Source organism: Pradoshia sp. Z3_51 (assembly GCF_058215915.1).
In genome coordinates this window covers 209,183-228,016 of the sequence record NZ_JBZAJC010000001.1, presented here as the reverse complement: position 1 = coordinate 228,016, position 18,834 = coordinate 209,183, and the positions used below count along the sequence as shown (strand labels likewise).

General features: G+C 37.2%; 19 protein-coding genes. 18 read left to right on the top strand and 1 reads right to left on the bottom strand.

Features of this window, described 5'->3' with window-relative positions; all coding sequences use genetic code 11:
* Positions 1-98 precede the first annotated feature (98 nt).
* The 6 genes from AC4BHA_RS01040 (at position 99) to AC4BHA_RS01015 (ending at position 6,897) form a co-directional block, all read left to right on the top strand.
* Positions 99-959: an SDR family oxidoreductase gene (locus tag AC4BHA_RS01040; RefSeq protein WP_066103664.1), complete on the top strand. Its 861-nt coding sequence runs from the start codon at positions 99-101 to the stop codon at positions 957-959.
* Positions 960-1,047: 88 nt separating this feature from the next.
* Positions 1,048-1,692, top strand: coding sequence for a bifunctional 2-keto-4-hydroxyglutarate aldolase/2-keto-3-deoxy-6-phosphogluconate aldolase (locus AC4BHA_RS01035; protein ID WP_066103666.1), 645 nt, complete (start codon positions 1,048-1,050; stop codon positions 1,690-1,692).
* Between the two features lie 33 nt (positions 1,693-1,725).
* Positions 1,726-3,144 (top strand): glucuronate isomerase, encoded by a 1,419-nt coding sequence (gene uxaC / locus AC4BHA_RS01030; RefSeq protein WP_066103668.1) that lies wholly within the window; start codon positions 1,726-1,728, stop codon positions 3,142-3,144.
* A 20-nt stretch (positions 3,145-3,164) separates the two neighbouring features.
* Positions 3,165-4,211, top strand: a complete 1,047-nt coding sequence (gene uxuA, locus AC4BHA_RS01025) for a mannonate dehydratase (protein ID WP_066103670.1) — start codon at positions 3,165-3,167, stop codon at positions 4,209-4,211.
* Positions 4,212-4,287: 76 nt separating this feature from the next.
* Positions 4,288-5,130, top strand: coding sequence for an HAD family hydrolase (locus AC4BHA_RS01020; protein ID WP_066103672.1), 843 nt, complete (start codon positions 4,288-4,290; stop codon positions 5,128-5,130).
* Positions 5,131-5,148: 18 nt separating this feature from the next.
* Positions 5,149-6,897 carry a glycoside hydrolase family 3 protein gene (locus tag AC4BHA_RS01015; protein ID WP_490558012.1) on the top strand — a complete coding sequence of 583 codons (1,749 nt, stop codon included), beginning with the start codon at positions 5,149-5,151 and terminating at the stop codon, positions 6,895-6,897.
* 105 nt (positions 6,898-7,002) lie between these two features.
* Here the strand turns inward: AC4BHA_RS01015 and AC4BHA_RS01010 are convergent, their stop codons facing one another.
* Positions 7,003-8,160 (bottom strand): MFS transporter, encoded by a 1,158-nt coding sequence (locus AC4BHA_RS01010; protein ID WP_490558011.1) that lies wholly within the window; start codon positions 8,158-8,160, stop codon positions 7,003-7,005.
* Between the two features lie 261 nt (positions 8,161-8,421).
* On the opposite strand from AC4BHA_RS01010, the gene AC4BHA_RS01005 reads away from it, so the two are divergent.
* The 12 genes from AC4BHA_RS01005 (at position 8,422) to AC4BHA_RS00950 (ending at position 18,766) form a co-directional block, all read left to right on the top strand.
* A complete protein-coding gene (locus AC4BHA_RS01005) occupies positions 8,422-9,399 on the top strand; it encodes a VOC family protein (RefSeq protein ID WP_490558010.1) in 978 nt (325 codons plus the stop codon).
* Positions 9,400-9,434: 35 nt separating this feature from the next.
* Positions 9,435-10,166 carry a PIG-L deacetylase family protein gene (locus AC4BHA_RS01000; protein ID WP_490558009.1) on the top strand — a complete coding sequence of 244 codons (732 nt, stop codon included), beginning with the start codon at positions 9,435-9,437 and terminating at the stop codon, positions 10,164-10,166.
* Complete coding sequence (locus AC4BHA_RS00995; RefSeq protein WP_490558008.1) at positions 10,166-10,873, top strand: 4-carboxy-4-hydroxy-2-oxoadipate aldolase/oxaloacetate decarboxylase; 708 nt, start codon at positions 10,166-10,168, stop codon at positions 10,871-10,873. The genes AC4BHA_RS01000 and AC4BHA_RS00995 overlap by 1 nt, the downstream gene beginning before the upstream one ends.
* 10 nt (positions 10,874-10,883) lie before the next feature.
* Positions 10,884-11,264: a RidA family protein gene (locus tag AC4BHA_RS00990; RefSeq protein WP_490558007.1), complete on the top strand. Its 381-nt coding sequence runs from the start codon at positions 10,884-10,886 to the stop codon at positions 11,262-11,264.
* Between the two features lie 103 nt (positions 11,265-11,367).
* Entirely contained in the window at positions 11,368-12,372 is a 1,005-nt protein-coding gene (locus tag AC4BHA_RS00985) for a TRAP transporter substrate-binding protein (RefSeq protein ID WP_490558006.1), read from the top strand.
* A gap of 124 nt (positions 12,373-12,496) precedes the next feature.
* Positions 12,497-12,988, top strand: coding sequence for a TRAP transporter small permease (locus AC4BHA_RS00980; RefSeq protein ID WP_490558005.1), 492 nt, complete (start codon positions 12,497-12,499; stop codon positions 12,986-12,988).
* A 17-nt stretch (positions 12,989-13,005) separates the two neighbouring features.
* Complete coding sequence (locus AC4BHA_RS00975) at positions 13,006-14,289, top strand: TRAP transporter large permease (protein ID WP_490558004.1); 1,284 nt, start codon at positions 13,006-13,008, stop codon at positions 14,287-14,289.
* A gap of 112 nt (positions 14,290-14,401) precedes the next feature.
* Positions 14,402-15,043: a GntR family transcriptional regulator gene (locus AC4BHA_RS00970; RefSeq protein WP_490558003.1), complete on the top strand. Its 642-nt coding sequence runs from the start codon at positions 14,402-14,404 to the stop codon at positions 15,041-15,043.
* A gap of 355 nt (positions 15,044-15,398) precedes the next feature.
* On the top strand, positions 15,399-15,779 hold the full coding sequence (locus tag AC4BHA_RS00965; protein WP_490558002.1) for a Replication termination protein: 381 nt from the start codon (positions 15,399-15,401) through the stop codon (positions 15,777-15,779).
* A 357-nt stretch (positions 15,780-16,136) separates the two neighbouring features.
* Positions 16,137-16,592: a HutP family protein gene (locus AC4BHA_RS00960; protein WP_066103676.1), complete on the top strand. Its 456-nt coding sequence runs from the start codon at positions 16,137-16,139 to the stop codon at positions 16,590-16,592.
* Positions 16,593-17,088: 496 nt separating this feature from the next.
* Complete coding sequence (locus AC4BHA_RS00955; RefSeq protein WP_490558001.1) at positions 17,089-17,772, top strand: response regulator transcription factor; 684 nt, start codon at positions 17,089-17,091, stop codon at positions 17,770-17,772.
* Between the two features lies 1 nt (position 17,773).
* Positions 17,774-18,766 carry a sensor histidine kinase gene (locus AC4BHA_RS00950; protein ID WP_490558000.1) on the top strand — a complete coding sequence of 331 codons (993 nt, stop codon included), beginning with the start codon at positions 17,774-17,776 and terminating at the stop codon, positions 18,764-18,766.
* Positions 18,767-18,834 lie beyond the last annotated feature (68 nt).

Genomic DNA, 18,834 nt, shown 5'->3' with positions numbered 1-18,834 from the left:
GATATAACTCGTCAAGTATGCTAGTATACAAGCATGCAATAACACGTATACATAGTGTTTATGAAAATTTCAATGCAAATATATGGAGGTATGACGAAATGACTACTTTACCTTTTAAAGTTGATTTAACAGATAAAGTTGCGGTTGTTACAGGCGGCGCTGGAATCCTTTGCGGAGCATTTGTTGATGCTTTGGCTGCATGTGGAGCGAAAGTTGCCATTCTTGACCGCGCTTTAGAAAATGCTGAAAAGAAAGCTGAAGAAGTTCGCCAAAAAGGCGGAATTGCGATTGGTGTTGAAGCAAACGTATTAGATAAAGAAAGCCTAAAAGCTGCACACGCAGTTGTAAAAGAAAAATTAGGACTTTGCGATATCTTAATCAACGGTGCTGGTGGTAACCATCCACTTGGAACTACTACTAAAGAATATTTATTCCCAGAAGATTTGAATGGTCAATTGAAAGATACAATCACTTTCTTCGATTTAGATCCAGAAGGAGTTCAATTCGTATTCAACTTGAATTTCTTAGGTACTTTATTACCTTCTCAAGAATTTGCAAGTGATATGGTAAATCGTAAAGGTGCAACAATCATCAATGTATCTTCTATGAATGCATACACACCATTAACAAAAATTCCTGCTTACAGCGGTGCGAAAGCTGCAGTAAGTAACTTTACACAATGGTTAGCGGTTCACATGTCTAAAGTTGGAATCCGTGTTAATGCAATTGCTCCAGGATTCTTCGTTACAGCACAAAATGAAAAATTGTTGAAAAACGAAGATGGCTCTTACACTGAGCGTTCTGAGAAAATCCTTCGCAATACGCCGATGGATCGTTTTGGTGAAGCGGAAGAGCTTGTTGGAACAATGTTATACCTTGCAAGCCATGAAGCATCCAGCTTTGTTAATGGCGTAATCATCCCAGTTGATGGTGCGTTCTCTGCATATTCTGGTGTTTAATTAGGGCTAAAAAATTGAAAACAAATAGCGATTAATCTATCGCTATTTGTTTTGTTGATATCGACTCGAAAACTGGAGTGTGAATGTTATGTTACCAAAATTTGAAGTATTAAATGAAATGCGCAAAGGCTATGTTGTAGCAGTTGTTCGCGGTAAGACAAAAGAAGAAGCTGTTGAAATTGCTAAACAAGCATATGCAGGCGGTATTCGTTCTTTAGAAATTACATTTACAACACCTGATGCAGGTGACGTTATTGCTGAACTTGCAAGCATGAATGATGACAACATGATCATTGGTGCTGGAACAGTATTAGATGAAGCTACAGCTCGTCTTGCTATTATGAAGGGTGCACGCTATATCGTGAGTCCACACTTTGATAAAAACATTTCATTAATGTGTAATCGTTATTGTGTTCCTTACTTACCAGGTTGCGGATCCGTAACTGAAGTAATGGAGGCTGTTACATACGGTTCTGATGTTATCAAAATGTTCCCTGGAAGCCTTCTTGGCAAATCCTTCATTAAGGATGTACACGGACCACTTCCACATGTTCAAATGATGCCTTCAGGCGGTGTTAGCAAGGATAACTTGGCTGACTGGATCGAAGTTGGTGCATTTGCAGTAGGTATCGGAAGTGCCTTAACGAAGAATGTGAAAGATGGAGATTACAGCTCTGTCCAAGCAGTTGCAAGAGAGTTTATGGACCATTTAGCAACACTTCAAAATAAATAATCAAGACCTGCTACATAAAGGAGGGTAAAGCGGATGAGTTCATTTATACATGAAAACTTTATATTGCAAAATGAAACAGCTGTGAAGTTGTATCATGAATACGCTAAGAATATGCCTATTTATGATTACCACTGCCATTTATCCCCAAAGGATATTGCAGAGAATCGTAAATTTAAAAATATAACTGAACTATGGCTCGAAGGTGACCATTATAAATGGAGAGCAATGAGAGCACATGGGATTCCTGAAAAGTATGTTACTGGTGATGCCGATCCGAAGGAGAAGTTTGAGGCTTGGGCTAAAACTGTTCCATATACAGTTGGAAACGCTTTGTATCACTGGACTCATATTGAGTTAAAAAACTACTTCGGTATTGAAGAATTATTAAACGAACAAACATGGGAAAGCATTTGGAACCGTTGTAATGAATTGTTGCAGCAAGATGATTTTTCTGTTCGCGAACTCATCAAACGCTCAAATGTAAAAGTAATTGGCACGACAGATGATCCGACGGATGATCTTATGTATCATGCGCAAATCGCTGAATTGCCTGATTTCCCAGTGAAGGTTCTTCCTTCATTCCGACCTGACAAAGGATTGGAAATCAATAAAGCTACATTCGTTCCATTCGTGGAGACTCTTGAAAAGGTTGCTGACAAATCATTAGCAACTTATGCGGATTATATTGCGGCTCTATTGGATCGAGTTCAATATTTCCACGAAAAAGGCTGCAGAATTTCTGACCATGGCCTATCAGAGGTTCCATTTGCTGAATTCGATGAAAGCGAATTAGATGGAATTTATCAATCTGGCCGTAGCGGTAAAGCTGTAAGCCTAGAGGATGAAAATAAATTCAAGACAGCCATCATGATTGCTCTTGCAAAGGCCTACACAGAAAGAGGCTGGGCAATGCAGCTTCACTTTGGTGCAATCCGCAATAACAACACAAAAATGTTCAAAAGATTAGGACCTGATGCAGGCTTTGACTCCATCAGTGATCAAGGCGAAGTAGCCGCACCATTAAATGCGCTGCTAGACGCGTTAGAAATCAGGGATTCCCTGCCTAGAACAATTGTGTATAATTTGAATCCTGTTTATAACGAACTGATTGGTACAACGATTCAAAACTTCCAAACAAACGAAGAAGGAATCGCGGGTAAAATCCAATTTGGTTCTGGTTGGTGGTTCAATGACACTAAACCAGGCATGATTCGCCAAATGACAGCTTTAGCTGATCAAGGATTATTAAGTCACTTTGTAGGGATGCTGACAGATTCACGTAGCTTTATCTCTTATAGCAGACATGAATACTTCCGCCGCATTCTATGTAACTTAATAGGTACTTGGGTAGAATCTGGCGAAATTCCAAATGATCCGGCATTGCTGCAAAACTTAATTGAAAACATCTGCTTTAATAACGCTAAGAACTATTTTAATATAGATCTTCAATAATTTTTAGGAGGAAACTTACTATGGAAATGTCATTCCGTTGGTATGGAAAAACTGATAGTATTCCTTTGGAATACATCCGTCAAATTCCAGGTATGAAAGGAATTGTAACAGCTATTTATGATATCCCGGTTGGTGAAGCTTGGCCGATGGATAAAATCGAAGAATTGAAAAAGACTGTAGAAGATGCTGGTATGCACATCTCTGTTATCGAGAGCGTACCGGTTCATGAAGATATCAAAATTGGTTTGCCAACTCGTGACAAATATATCGAGAACTACAAAACGACTTTACGTAACCTTGGTAAAGCTGGTATCCCAGTTGTGTGCTACAACTTCATGCCAATCTTTGACTGGACACGTACAGATTTAGAATACCGTCTTCCAGATGGTTCTACAGCTCTTATCTTCGAAGAAGAAGTAGCTAAGAAAATGGATCCACTAACAGGTGAACTTTCTTTACCAGGTTGGGATTCAAGCTATAAAAAAGAAGACCTGCAACAATTATTTGATCACTACAAAAATGTTGATCATGAAAAACTTTGGGAAAACCTTGAGTATTTCATTAAAGAAATTATTCCAGTTGCAGAAGAAGCTGGCGTAAAAATGGCAATCCACCCAGATGATCCGCCATTTGATATCTTTGGATTACCACGTATCATCACAAACAAAGAAAACCTAGAAAGATTCGTTAACCTATATGACAGCCCATATAACGGTTTAACAATGTGCAGCGGTTCACTTGGTTCTCACCCAAATAACGATTTCCCAGAAATGCTTCGTTACTTTGGTAAGAAAGACCGCGTAAACTTTGTACATGCCCGCAACGTTAAATTAACAGGCGGAATGTCATTCGAAGAAAGTGCTCACCCATCTGAGTATGGTTCTGTTGATATGTATGAAGTGATTAAAGCAATGAAAGACTTCAACTATGAAGGACCAATCCGTCCTGACCACGGTCGTATGATCTGGGGCGAAACTGGTAAGCCTGGTTACGGTTTATATGATCGTGCATTAGGTGCTACTTACCTAATTGGATTATGGGAAGCAGTAAATAAAAATAATCGCTAATGATTAAAATAAGTCGATGCGAATCTTCCAAGTAAGAATTCGTATCGGCTTATTCATATAGAAGGAGAGTATAGAAATGAAGGACAACATCAAAGAATTTGTTAAAACAAAAGACTTTTTAGTATGCGTTGATTCCGATGGTTGCGCAATGGATACGATGGGTGTAAAACACGAAGAAGCATTTGGACCGCGTGCAGTAGATGTATGGGAGCTTCATCACATTAAAGATCGTTTCCTAAAAGTATGGAATGATATCAACCTTTACACAAGAACAAGAGGAATCAACCGCTTTAAAGGGGTTGTCGCTACTTTCGAAGCTTTAGAAAAAGAAGGCATTGAAATGCCTGATATCACTTCTTTCAAAAAATGGGCTGAAACAACGAATGAACTTTCCAATCCATCACTTGAAAGAGCGATTGCTGAAACAAATGATGAGCAATTAAAGAAAGCTTTAGAGTGGAGCCATGCGGTTAATCGTACGATTGAGGAAGAACTGGCTGGAAATGATAAACCTGTTGAAGGTGCTAAAGAAGGCTTAGCAGCTGCTAATAATGTAGCAGATGTAGCGATTGTATCATCAGCGAATGGTGCAGCTGTACTTGATGAATGGACAAGACATGAACTAAACGTACATGTTGATGTCATGCTTGGACAAGAAGCTGGTACTAAAGCTTACTGCATAGAGCAATTGAAAAAATTCGGTTATGAAAACACTCGTGTATTGATGATCGGTGATGCTCCTGGAGATTTATCTGCTGCTGAGGTAAATGACGTTCTTTATTACCCAATTCTTGTTGGTAAAGAGAAATTCTCTTGGGATCGTTTTCAAAACGAAGCTTTGGCTAAATTCTTAGACGGCAGCTTTGCAGGAGAATACCAAGAACAATTGATTAAGGAATTCAACGATAACTTAAAATAAGGTTTGGAGGAAGTCCAGATGATTCAAAAAATTGCTAAAAACATCCCAATGCCAAAGGTTGATCTAAAAGCAAAGCCATATAATCTATCTGATGAAGATATTAAATGGGTTAAAGATACAATCGCTGGAATGACTACAGAAGAGAAGATCGGTCAGTTATTTATTAACCTATTCTTCTTTGGTGATGATAAATTCAGCGGTAATACATTCACAAACAAAGAACTGCTTGAAAAATACCATATCGGCGGGGCTCGTTATATGGGGGCTACATCCGATAAAGTACAAGCACTTATCAACGAACTTCAAAAGGATTCCAAAATTCCATTACTAGTAGCAGCGAACTGTGATGCAGGCGGTAATGGTGCGGTAAACGATGGTACATATGTGGCCTCAGCTGCTATGTGTGAAGCTTCTGGTGATGAACAATTATCCTTTGATGCCGGTTATGTAAGTGGTCGTGAAGCGCATGCGGTTGGTGTTAACTGGAACTTCGACCCATGTGTGGATATCCTAAAAAACTGGAGAAATACAATCGTAAATACTCGTGCTTACGGTACAACTGCTGAACCGGTTATCAAGCACACAAATTCATACATTAAAGGGTTAACAGAAAGTAATGTTGGTGTTTGCATTAAGCACTGGCCTGGTGATGGAACAGAAGAACGCGACCAGCATTTAGTCATGGGCGTAAATGAATTATCTGTAGACGAATGGGAAAAATCCTTCGGTGAAGTATACCGTAATCATATTGAGAACGGTGTACACTCTATTATGGCCGGTCATATTGCTTTGCCAGAATATCAAAAAGCATTAGTACCTGAATTAGAAGACCGTGATATCTTGCCAGCTACGTTAGCGCCAGAATTAATTAATGGTCTCCTAAAAGGCAAATTAGGCTTCAACGGTCTAGTCTTGACTGATGCATCTCATATGCTTGGTATGACAGCAGCGATGAGACGTGAAGAATATGTACCGCAATCCATTGCAGCAGGCTGTGATATGTTCTTGTTCTTCAACGATATTGATGAAGACTACAACTTCATGTTAAATGGTTACAAAAATGGAATCATTACAGAAGAACGACTTCAAGATGCATTAGAAAGAATCCTGGGCTTTAAAGCGACACTAGGCTTGCACAAAGCGCAAAAAGACGGTTCCATCTTCCGCAATGAAGAAGACTTAAAAGTAATTGGCTGTGAAGATCATATCGAGCGTGCTAAACAAGCTGCAGATAAAGGAATTACGCTTGTTAAAAACACATTGGATCAATTGCCAATTCGCCCAGAAACACATAAACGTATTCGCCTGTATTTCTTAGAAGGTGAAAAAGGCGGCATTTATGAAGGCGATGATAAAACTCTTAACTATATTGTGAAAGAGCTTGAAAGCAGAGGCTTTGAAGTAACTGTTAACGAAGGTAATACTCGCGTTAAAGGCCCTACATTAAAATACCGTGAAGAAGTAGATGCAGCTCTTGTATTTGCCAATGTCATCGGTTATGGTGCAGAAAACAACTATCGCATCAGATGGAAAACGGCTATGGCAAACGAGATCCCTTGGTATGTACATGAAGTTCCAACCGTATTCGTATCATTGAACTTTACAACACACTTAACTGATGTGCCAATGGTAAAATGCTATATTAATGCATACAAAGATACTGAAATCACAATTAAAGCTGTCGTTGATAAAATCATGGGGGAATCTGAGTTCCACGGTACACCAAATGAACTTGTTTGGTGTAATAAATGGGATACAAGACTTTAATTCACATTTAATCCAAACAGAAAGCGCGAATCTTCAACGCTACAAGCGTGAGGATTCGCGCTTATTTTATTATCCTGGTTTTACTTAGATTTAGCCAACCTCATTCTAAGATTCTATATGTTCTTTTCTATAAGAATCATAATTCTTCAATAATGTCTTTCCGCCTAATGATAGGACGACTGTGTTAAACCAAAAAATTAAATAGAAGCCGAGGAAGCTAATACTGCCAAAAATAATCGGTACAGCAAACTGGACTACCTTGTTTACGGTTAACCGAATCCCAAGCACCTGACCTGTATGACCGGATGGTGATTCACTATAAGCCATAACAATAGATAAAGGTTGGCAGCATCCAAGTCCTAATCCTAAAATAAACGATACAAATCCAAGAAATGGTATATTTTTCATGAGAGGCAGGAAGAAAAAAGCGATAGCAGCTATAAATAAACAAACACCAATAATCTGTTCAGGAGAATACTTAGTTTGAAGCTTACTCATTAATAATCTCGAAATAATAAACGCTGCAGCATTCATACTGACTAATATCCCAATTGTCGAGGAAGATAGTCCAAGTGATTCTGTATATACTGGGAAATAAAATTCAAATAGCCCTACTCCAGTTAAGATAATCCCACTGGTTATATAAACTTTCCGTAATTTCTTATCAGCAATTAATTCTATCGAAGTCTTAACTAGTATTTCTTTAGACTGTTCCTTCTTGTTCGTTTGATCCTTTGCAAATATAAAATAGACAGCAGGAATTAAGGAGAATATTCCAATTAATAAATATGATACTTCAAAACTACTATGATCGATCGTGAAACCTGCTACCAAAGGTCCTATCAAATTTGCGATAGATACTGATAATGTGTAAGAACCATAATTCTTAGTACGATTTGCATTCGTACTTATTCCGCCGATTAAATTTTGCATACTGACGATTGTTATAATCTGAAATAATCCAAACAATAATTGAACTCCGATTAACCCATATAAGTTGCAAGGAGCAAAATAAGGAATCATCAGGGTGACACCTGTACCAACCATACCAATGACCAATAAAAGATTCAGCTTCATCCGATCAGCCAAGCGGCCAGCCAATGAAGCAAAAAGCATTGGAAAGAGCGATCCTGAAGCAATAATAAGCCCTAATATGGTTGATTTTGCATCTAAATGAAGAGCATAAAGAGTTACCAGTATCGTGTTTCCTTTTATACCAATCTGATAAAGGAGAGAGAAAATAAGAATAGAACATAAACGCATGTTTACACTTCCAGATTGTAGAATTTAGTCGAACTATATTATGGTTCTGTTTCTATTAATTGTCAAATAATTGGTAAATTCCTATGAGAGATTTTCTTATCTGTCTATTAGATTATGATAAATTAATTCCTTTACACTGAACGATTCACCATAGGAATATCAGAAAAATTTTCAAAAATATTCCAAAATAAATTGACTTTTTTGAAAATTGTAAAATATAATTGTTTTATAACATTGTTTAACAATATTAAGGGGGTAGCTATGGGGGAGATATTTAAAGAAGGTATGGACGATATTGCACATATTGCTCACGTTGAACTTTTTACTCCGTTTTTGGATGAAAGTGTCACATTTTTTTTTGAGAGCATTGGATTGGAAATTGTGAAACGAACGAAGAAAAAAGCGTATCTCCGTTGTTGGGGGGATTATGAAAAGTATTCCCTAATTCTCACTCAAGCTGAAGAACCGGGAGTAGGACACACGGCTTTTCGTGTAAAAGGTCCTCAAGCATTGGAGCGCCGTGTTCAAGCGATAGAGAAGTCGGGAATTAAAGGAACCTGGATTGAAGGTGACTTTGGACACGGTAAGGCTTATCAATACAGAGGGTTGGATGGTCATTTAATGGAGCTCTATTTTGAAACAGAAAAATATACTCCACCTGAGCATTTACGTCCTACTTTAAAAAATCAGCCTCAAAAGTATCTTGGTCGAGGAGCAGCAGTGAAACATTTAGACCATATCAACTTTCTATCATCAGATCCGGAGAAAGATGGAGATTTTGCAGAACATGTATTGAATATGCGACTAACGGAACAAATTCGTTTAAATGATGGTACACGTCCGGCAGTTTGGTATCGATGTAATAACAAATCATATGAGCTTGTTTATTCGAAAGATGATACACAATCAAAAGGAAGGTTTCATCATTTGGCATTTTCGGTTGAAACCAATGAAAGTATTTGGAGAGCAGCCAATTTATTTGTTGACCAAAATGTATTTATCGAATTTGCACCAAGTAAACATGCAATCAATCAAACGTATTTTATTTATGTATATGAACCAGGTGGCAATAGAATTGAACTTTGCTCTGGCGGATATTTAGTGTTAGAACCGGACTTTGAGCCAATTACATGGACAGAAGAAGAGCGCAAGCGAGGTCAAGCTTGGGGAAATAAAACGATTGAAAGCTTCCATACATATGGAACACCTATAGTAAAAGTACCATCTGAAAAAATGTAAACGCTTTAATTAGCGGAGATAAGGAGAGGGAAAATATGATAGATTCTAAAACAAATGTTCTCGTAGTCAGTGCGCATGCTGCAGATTTTGTGTGGCGTGCAGGTGGAGCTATTGCAAAATACATTTCTGAAGGAGCAAATGTACATTTAGTGATCCTAAGCTATGGTGCTCGTGGTGAATCAAATGATTTATGGAATGTGGAAGGTCAAACTTTAGAAAATGTAAAATTTCATCGTAAAACAGAAATTGAAGCAGCAGCAGAATGTCTAGGGGTTACGAATTTAGAGATATGGGATTACGAGGATTATCATATGGAATTCAATGATGAAAGAATGGAACGCATTGTCCGTAAAATTCGAGAGGTAAAACCACAAATCATTATAACGCATGGACCAAGAGATGCATTTAATCCGGATCACGAAGCTGTATCTAAATTTGTTTTCGATGCAGGCGTACTATCCACATCAAATGGAGTAAGAATGGATGGAACAGAGACAGCAAAACAGGCGAAAATTTTTGGTTTTGAACCTCATCAATCAGAAATATCCGATTTCAAACCTGACGTAATCCTGGATATTACAGACGTATATGAGAAAAAGAAAGCAGCTATGGAATGCTTTAAAGCACAGCGCCATCTTATCAATTATTATGGCTATAAAGCAGAAATGCGAGGAAACCATGCCCGTCGTTGCTCTGGAATTAATTCATATAAACAGGCAGAGGCCTTTACCCGGTTCTTCCCGTATGTTGGAGAGGAGTTTGTTTAATGGAGAAATATGTAATCAAACACATTGCTCGACCTCAGGATGACGTATTGGAAGAATACCGCAAACTGGATGTATCAACCATATATGAAGCGCAAGGAAAGCAAAATATCATGGATGCCGGCCTTAAACCGATTATAACAAATAAGACAATTGTCGGGCCTGCGGTGACCGTTACCTGCCAAGCGGGTGATAATTTAATGATTCATGCTGCTATTGAAGTATGCAAACCGGGAGATATCGTCATCATTACAACTCAAGGACATTTTACTGCGGGTATGATCGGGGAATTGATTGTTACGGCTTTGATGAAAAAAGGCGTTCAAGGAGTCATTATTGATTCCGGTATTCGGGATGTACGTCAAATCCGTGATCTAGGCTTTCCAATTTGGACTCGATCCGTATTATCTCAAGGAACTACAAAAATTAGGGGGGGATGGGTGAATGCTCCTGCTGTTTGCGGAGGTGTTACAGTGGAAGCCGGAGATTTAATTATGGCAGATGATGATGGAGTGGTAGTCGTAAAGAAAGATGATCTTCTATCGACTTTGGAAGAATCAAAAGCCCGTCTTGAGAAAGAAGCGGGCACAAAAGCAAAAATTGATAGAGGACAAATCAGTTTGGATTTCTACAATCTGCGACCCGTTTTAGAAAAAGAAGGTGTAGTGTACTACGAAAACGAGGAAGATTTTATAAAAACAAAGAGTTAGGAGAACTTATATGACCAATCGTGAAGTTATTCATATTGAAGGTTCTGAACATGAAAATCCCATTCCAACTGCAGTTAAAGTTGGGAATATGGTATATACATCAGCGATTATTGGTTCTGATCCCAAAACAGGAGACATTCCAGATAATGTCGGTCAGGAAATAGCTAATTTATTCTATTACATTAAGGAAATCATGAAAGCGGCAGGAGGAACAACCGATCATATTGCCCATTTAAGTGTATACATGACTGATCGTAAGTACAAAGAAAATGTTAATAAAGAATGGCTGAGAATGTTTCCGGATCCGAATAATCGCCCGGCAAGGCACACGACAGAAAAGAGCCTAAAGAAGGGTTTACGTGTGCAAATCGAAATGACTGCGGTTTTATAAGGTATCCATCTATTTTACTTAACAATTAAGGTTAATTACGAGATTATTAGTCTGAATATTCAAATATTATTAAATCTATATATCATATTAAAGGGGTGGGCAAATGAAGAAGTGGTTAATAATGTTATTGGTTACAATGTTGGCTGTAATTTTAGGTGCATGTGGGGATGATACAACCGGTGGGGAAGGAACCGGTGATAACGGAGGTAAATCATACACATTTAAATTAGGTCATGAGGCAGCAGAATCGCATATTAAGTTTAAAGTTGCTGAGAAATTTGCTGATGAATTAGAGAAAGCATCTGATGGAAGGATGAAGGTAGATCTTTATCCGGGAAATCAGCTTGGCAAAGAAGCGGATATGGCACAACAAGTAGAATCAGGTACATTAGATTTTGCCATTTTAAGTAATGGAACAATGAGCAGTCTATCAGAATCGTTAAATGGATGGTTTATGCCATACTTATTTGAGGATTTATCAGCTGCAGCTAAAGCAACTCAATCGGAAGAAGCTAAACAAATCATGAAGGATTTGGAACAAAAAAATATGGTGGGTTATGGATTATTCTTTGCTGGTCAACGTCATATTTTCTCCAATAAAGAGATTACAAGTGTTGAAGATTTGAAAGGAGTAAAAATCCGTATTCCTGGAAGCCCGGTTTTTGAAACTTATTATAAGGAATTAAATGCAAGCCCTGCATCTATGCCACTTCCGGAGGTATATACTTCTCTCTCGACAGGTGTGATTGATGCAGTAGATACAGACTTGGATGCAGCGGTATCGCAAAAATTCTATGAAGCTGTTGATCATTTGACATTGACTGGCCATATTGTATTCCCTGAAATCGTAATGGGGAGCAAAAAGATACTTGAAGGCTTAAGTGAGGAAGATCAAAAATTGGTTTCTGATGCCTGGGCGAACACAATTGATTGGGGTATCCAGGAAGGCATTAGCAAAAATGAGAGCTTATTGAATGAAATTAAGGAGCTTGGAGTAAAAGTTTCCGATTTGCCGGAGCAATCCGGATTCAAAGATGTGAGTCAACAAGTATACAAACAGTACTCATCTAATCAAACAATAAAAGCATTTATTGAAGCAAATCAATAAACTCAAGACACCTGAAAATGATGTTCTGTTAAATAATAGGGAGGCAGATTAAATAGATATTACTAAAAAATTGGCCTCCCTATGTTAATGATTCATGTTCAAGGTCATGGAAAGGGGAAGGTTTATGAAAATATTAAAATCGCTGAGTGACGCGCTTTTCAAAATGGAAAAAGTGATTGCCGTTATTTTGATGAGTGTAATCCTGGGGAGTATCGTACTCGGTGTATCTTTTCGTTATTTCTTTAACAGCCCGTTAACATGGACAGATGAACTGGCTATATATATGCTGATCTGGCTAACGTTCGTAGGGGGAAGCATGAGTGTAAAAAATGAACAGGCGGCATCATTGGATCTGGTTTTTGACAAAGTCAGTGTGAAGATACAACGTATGTTTTTAATTTTTGGCTATGCCTTTGTCATACTTTTTTCCACAGTTATTACATATATGGCTGTAAAATGGATCTCGAATCCGTCTGTATTAACGCAAATATCTCCTGGATTGAAAATCTCTATGTTTTTACCATATTTATCTATACCATTTGGTTTGTTTTGCTTAACAATCCATGCTTTAAACCATTTAGTACAGGCATTCACCTATAAAGGAACAAAGGCATAGGGAGGGGAGAAAACAGGATGGATATCATTATCTTTCTGATTGTATTTTTACTATTATTGTTTATACGTGTACCGATTGCACTGATATTAGGGATTATTAGTCTCTGTTATATATTTTTTACCGGTCAATATTTCTTGGTGAACAATGTATCTCAACAATTATTTTCAGGTGTCCAGAGCTTTAGTTTATTGGCCATTCCATTATTTATGGTTGCTGGAGAATTGATGAATGCCTCGGGTATTACAATAAGGCTCATTGATTTTGCAAAAAAAGCCGTGGGTCACTTCCGGGGTGGATTAGCGTATGTCAATGTAATTGCTAATATGTTCTTGGCATCAATTATCGGATCAGCGACTGCACAAACAGCTATGATGAGTAAAATCATGGTACCGGAAATGGAACGTGCCGGATATAAACGCGAGTTTGCTGCCGCAACAACAGCGTCTGCGGCACTCTTAGGCCCAATCATACCTCCCAGTATGCTATTCATTATCTATGCGGTTGGCGCTAGTGTATCGGTTAATGATATGTTTATGGCTGGGACAATTCCAGGAATATTATTAGCTCTATCATTTATTATTCTGATTATTTTTTTAGGAATGAAGACTAATTATCCAAGATCAGAAAAAGCACCTTTAAAGGATATTACAAAGGCATTTGTTAAAATAATTCCTGCCTTACTTGTACCATTAACCATTATAGTCGGTACAGTGGGAGGTATATTTACAGCGACGGAATCAGCCGGCGTTGCATGTGTTATTGCTATAGTAGTAGGTGTTTTTTTCTATCGTGAATTAAATATTAATGCGTTTCCGAAAATATTAGTAAATGCTACAGTGTCAACAGCAGTAGTAACCTTGCTTATGTCAACAGCTAGCTTGTTCGGATGGATTCTATCTTTTGAACGGATTCCTCAAATAATGGTAGAAGTGATGGGGAATATATCCTCAAACCCGCTTGTGTTTCTTTTATTGGTAAATTTATTTTTATTGATCACCGGTATTTTTCTAGACGAATTAGCCGTATTAATTATTTTATTACCGATTTTTATGCCTCTGGTTCATAGTTTCGGAATTGATCCAATTCAATTTGGAGTTATGATTTGCTTGAACGCAACAATTGGTCTATTAACTCCTCCTGTTGGAGCTGGATTATTTATTGCCTCAAGTGTAGGGGAAGTAAAGATGGAAAAATTGATTAGAGCGGTAATTCCATTTATCTTTGTATCTATTCTGGTATTGGCTCTCGTGACCTATGTTCCAGTACTCACTACATGGCTGCCAAGCTTTTTAGATAAATAGTTTGATAAGTGATTTCCATATTTGTATTCAGGTGGTCTAATTAACATTTTGGCTTGGCTGATATAAAATAAAGATAATAGATACTATTAAATTGGTGAGGGGGCTTCTGTGTTTGAAAAGACCTGCTGAGATAGCATATGAATATATAAAAGAGAGAATTCTGGAAGGTACCTTCCATCCTTCGCAAAAATTAATTGAAAATGATTTGGCCATTGAGATAGGAGTCAGTCGAAATACAGTTATGAAAGCATTATTAAAGCTGGAGCAAGAGAATTTGGTTGTGCTTGAAAAAAATAAAGGCGCTACGATCAAATCCTTTTCTTTGCGTGAAATCATCAATTATCTAAAAATCCGCGAGGTGCTAGAAGGGTTAATTGGATTCAGTGCTGCAGAGAATATCACAAATGAGGATCTCGAGCAGCTGGAACACATTCTCCAAAATATGAAAGAGTTTCTGAAGCAAAATGATTTTGACGGGTATTCGGGTCAAAATCTGCTTTTCCATGAAATAATTTATAATGCTTCAGATAATGAGCAGGCTATAGCTATGGTCAAAATTATTAAGCAGCAGTTAAAGCGTCTTCAAATAAAGACCCTCCTAGTACCCGGACGTAATGAACATTCTTTTTTGGAGCATTCCAATATTTTGAAGGCTCTTCAGGAAAGAGATCCGCACAAAGTAGAAGAGAAATTAAAAGAACATGTGGCTAATATCAGAAATACAATTGATCATAATTATTCATTTTTGATGTAAGGAAATCATTCTTTTAATATAATTTAATATTTATAAACTAAAACCTTAATCCGTGTAATTAGCGGGTTAAGGCTTTTTTATGTTGTTTCGAACAGATGAAAAAGTTATCTCCTGCTCAAATAAAACCCATTTAAACACCATTAAGAAAGGACGATTTGATTGATCTAAAAAATGACAAAATTTCTGATTTTATAAGGAAGCTAACTCCACATAGTAACTATTTGAACTATGTTCCAAACCTTCATGGTAATTTATAAAAACCCAGCCACCAAGAAAAAATCACAAAACCAACCAAGAAAGCAAAAATTTGATACTATAAGATTAAAAGGGATGTTTAATGTAAGAGGTGAGGGGAATGAACAGAGGGTTCTTATTAAAACAAAAAGCATTTTTAAAGCTTTATCTACTGGAGATTGCTTCTCATCCAAGGGACTATGGTTCAATGGTGTTAAATGATTTAAGAGAAAAATTTAAACCATTTGGCTATTCGCCAACCCATACGGAAATTTATAAGACCTATAAAGAATTGTATAAAGCCGGATTCGTAAAAAAGAGAACTGAAATACTTGGCGATCCGGAAGAGAATGTTCAGGAAGTTTTTATTTATTATTTAACGGACAAAGGGAAAGAAGAATTAGAAATTTATCGAAAATTAATGAAAAAAGAGCTGGAACGTTCAATCGGTATACTGCAGGTTGCTTTAGAGGATCATTTTGGCCCAGTTAAGAAGCTATAAGTTTAAAAAAATAAAATGATGCTTCCAAAGCTAGACTGATTTGCATAGCAAATTGGTCTGTTTTGCGTGGACAGAATGGGCACCGGCTATTGTTTCCGTGTTTATGTTTTAAAGGTTGCTATTAAACATTTAATAAGATTCTTTATATTTCGGAAAAAATATAACTAAATCGATTCGAATAAAAATACATATATAGTAATGAGATAAAAATGTTCAATTTAGCTAGCTCTAAAGAATTCCGTTGTTTATATGTATAAAAAGCATGGATGAATGAAATATTAAGTTGTGATTATTAAACTGGTTAGGGCATTTTTTTCTCACTTGGCAATTGCTTTATTAACTGAGGGGGTGCTAAGGATGATCATACAGGATCACGATTTCACGATGGGCAAGTTAACTTCTTTATTGGTACTCTTACATAACAATGAAGCGGGAGAAATGATAAAGAAGCAGTTAAACATGGAAAATTGCCGGTATACTGTGGGAAGTATAGGATCTATCGACTTGAATAAAGTCATCTCTGTCATTGAAGCAAGTGCAAAAACAAAGGGAATTATAAATTCGGAATCCTACAATGAACGAAATACGTTATATCATACCATTTTAGAGGCAGTACAAGGAGTCGGCAGAGGGACCATTCAAGTAGGTGACTTACTTAAAAAAGTTGATTTAACCTATGGCATAGTAAGAGGTAAAAATAAAAAAATAAGCACGGGCAATGAATGGATTGGTGTTTGCATTTATGGACGGTCTGATTCAGAGGAAAAAGGGATTGAACAGGAAACATTAGGCCTTGGTTTTAATCATTTATAGTCAGTATTACCAGTAACTATATACAGAGGACTTCATCAGGAATATATCTTCCTGGTGAAGTCTTTTTTTTATTCTCATGTAGGAATTCCATCAACAAAAGCACAAAACATACATTAAGCAAATCTCGACATAATAAAAGCCGATTTTTCCTACGCTAAGGAATCACCGACTTTATTTTATTGAACAAGAGGACGGAGTGAATTTAAGCTTGCAACTTTCTTCATGTTAAAAGCGTATCCTCCAAGTAAATTAATATGTTCCCATTTTTATGGAGAAATATGTTTAGTAAGTCTTAAATACTAAGGACATTCAAGTAAGATTGGTGGAGATCCATAGGGAATTATGTTTAGAGAAAAAGATAAAAAAGAATAAATTAGGATGCTAATAACATTGAGACTAATTTAAAGGAGCCGATACTTCCTTAGAAAATAGGGTTTGCTGCTTTATTGATATTAAGGTAAGGTTTAAAGTAACAATAAGTGAGGATGATCTTCAAATGAAAATATTACTGGTGGAAGACGATCGCACAATTGCTTCAGGACTTGAATATTCATTGCAACAGGATCACTTTTCTGCGGTACTTTGTTATGATACGGTCACTGCTAAACAAGTGATAGCTGAACAATTAGATCAATTTACGTTATGTTTATTTGATCTATCCCTACCTGATGGTGATGGATACGAATTATGTAAGATCGTGAAGGAGCGGAGTGATATTCCTGTTATTTTTCTAACAGCGATAGATGATGAGGTGAATGTTGTAATGGGGCTTGATATGGGAGCGGATGATTATATCACTAAACCTTTTCGAATCCGTGAACTTCTCTCGCGAATTAATTCCGTCTTAAGAAGATATCATAAACAGACCCAGACCAAATTGATCATTGAAATCAAAAATATACAGATTAACACGCTAGAAGGGAAAGTTTATAAGAATGGCAATGAGATTTCATTGACTGCCTTAGAGTACCGATTATTGCTTATTTTTGCGAAGCATCTTGGGCAGATTCTTTCAAGAAATCTTTTATTAGAACGGATTTGGGATGTAGCAGGTGATTTTGTGAATGATAATACATTAACGGTTTATATTAAAAGATTAAGAGAAAAGTTAGAGGACAACCCTCAAGATCCAAAGATTATTAAAACAGTGCGCGGTCTAGGTTATAAGGTAGGTGATTAGTATGCTTCGAAATAGAGAGATTCGGTGGTTATTCGTTACGATGTGTTTGATCAGTCTCGTAGCAATTGTGATATCGGCAATGATATCACTCCCTGTCGCAGTGCTTACTTGTATCACTTCAGCGTTACTTATTACATGCAGTTTGGCATTTACGAGATTGAGATATAGAGAGATTGAGAATCTCTCTAGCTATTTACGCCAAATCAGTAATGGGAATTATACGTTAGACGTTCGTGATAATCAGGAAGGTGAACTGAGTATTCTAAAGAACGATATCTATAAAGTGACACTCATGTTGTCTGAACATGGTGCTCTTTTACAACATGATAAAGTCCAGCTTACGAATGCGATCTCCGATATATCACATCAGCTTAAGACACCCCTAACCTCTATGACAGTCATGGCAGATTTATTAAGTGAACCCGAACTACCTCCTGAGAAAAGAACGGAATTCACACGTAATATACGGATTCAACTCGAACGAATTGGATGGCTTGTATCTTCATTATTAAAGTTCTCCAAAATCGATGCAGGAACAGTTCAGTTCAAAAAAGATCCTATTTCGGTCAGAACATTGTTTCAAAAATCACTCAAGCCTGTTCTGATTCCGATGGATATTAAGGAACAAACGGTCTCGCTTAAAGGTGATGACACCGTATCTTTTCTTGGTGACTATAATTGGACCGCTGAAGCTCTTATCAACATATTAAAAAATTGCGTAGAGCATACGCCAGAGGGTGGGAAGATCTCTATATCTTTTGCAGAAAACGCACTGTATACCGAAATAATCATTGCTGATAGCGGAAAAGGAATTCCAAAGGAAGATTTACCCTATGTTTTCCAACGATTCTACATAGGAAAGAATGCAAGCGAAGAGAGTGTCGGTATTGGCCTAGCATTATCTCACAGTATTATTACAAGTCAGAACGGAGATATCAATATCAAGAGTGAGAAAGGAATGGGTACACAGTTTCATATTAAGTTTTATAGATAAATCATTGCATTAAGTTATGTGACTAAATAGTCATGTTACAGTCACTTTAAAGTCATGTTCGACAGATA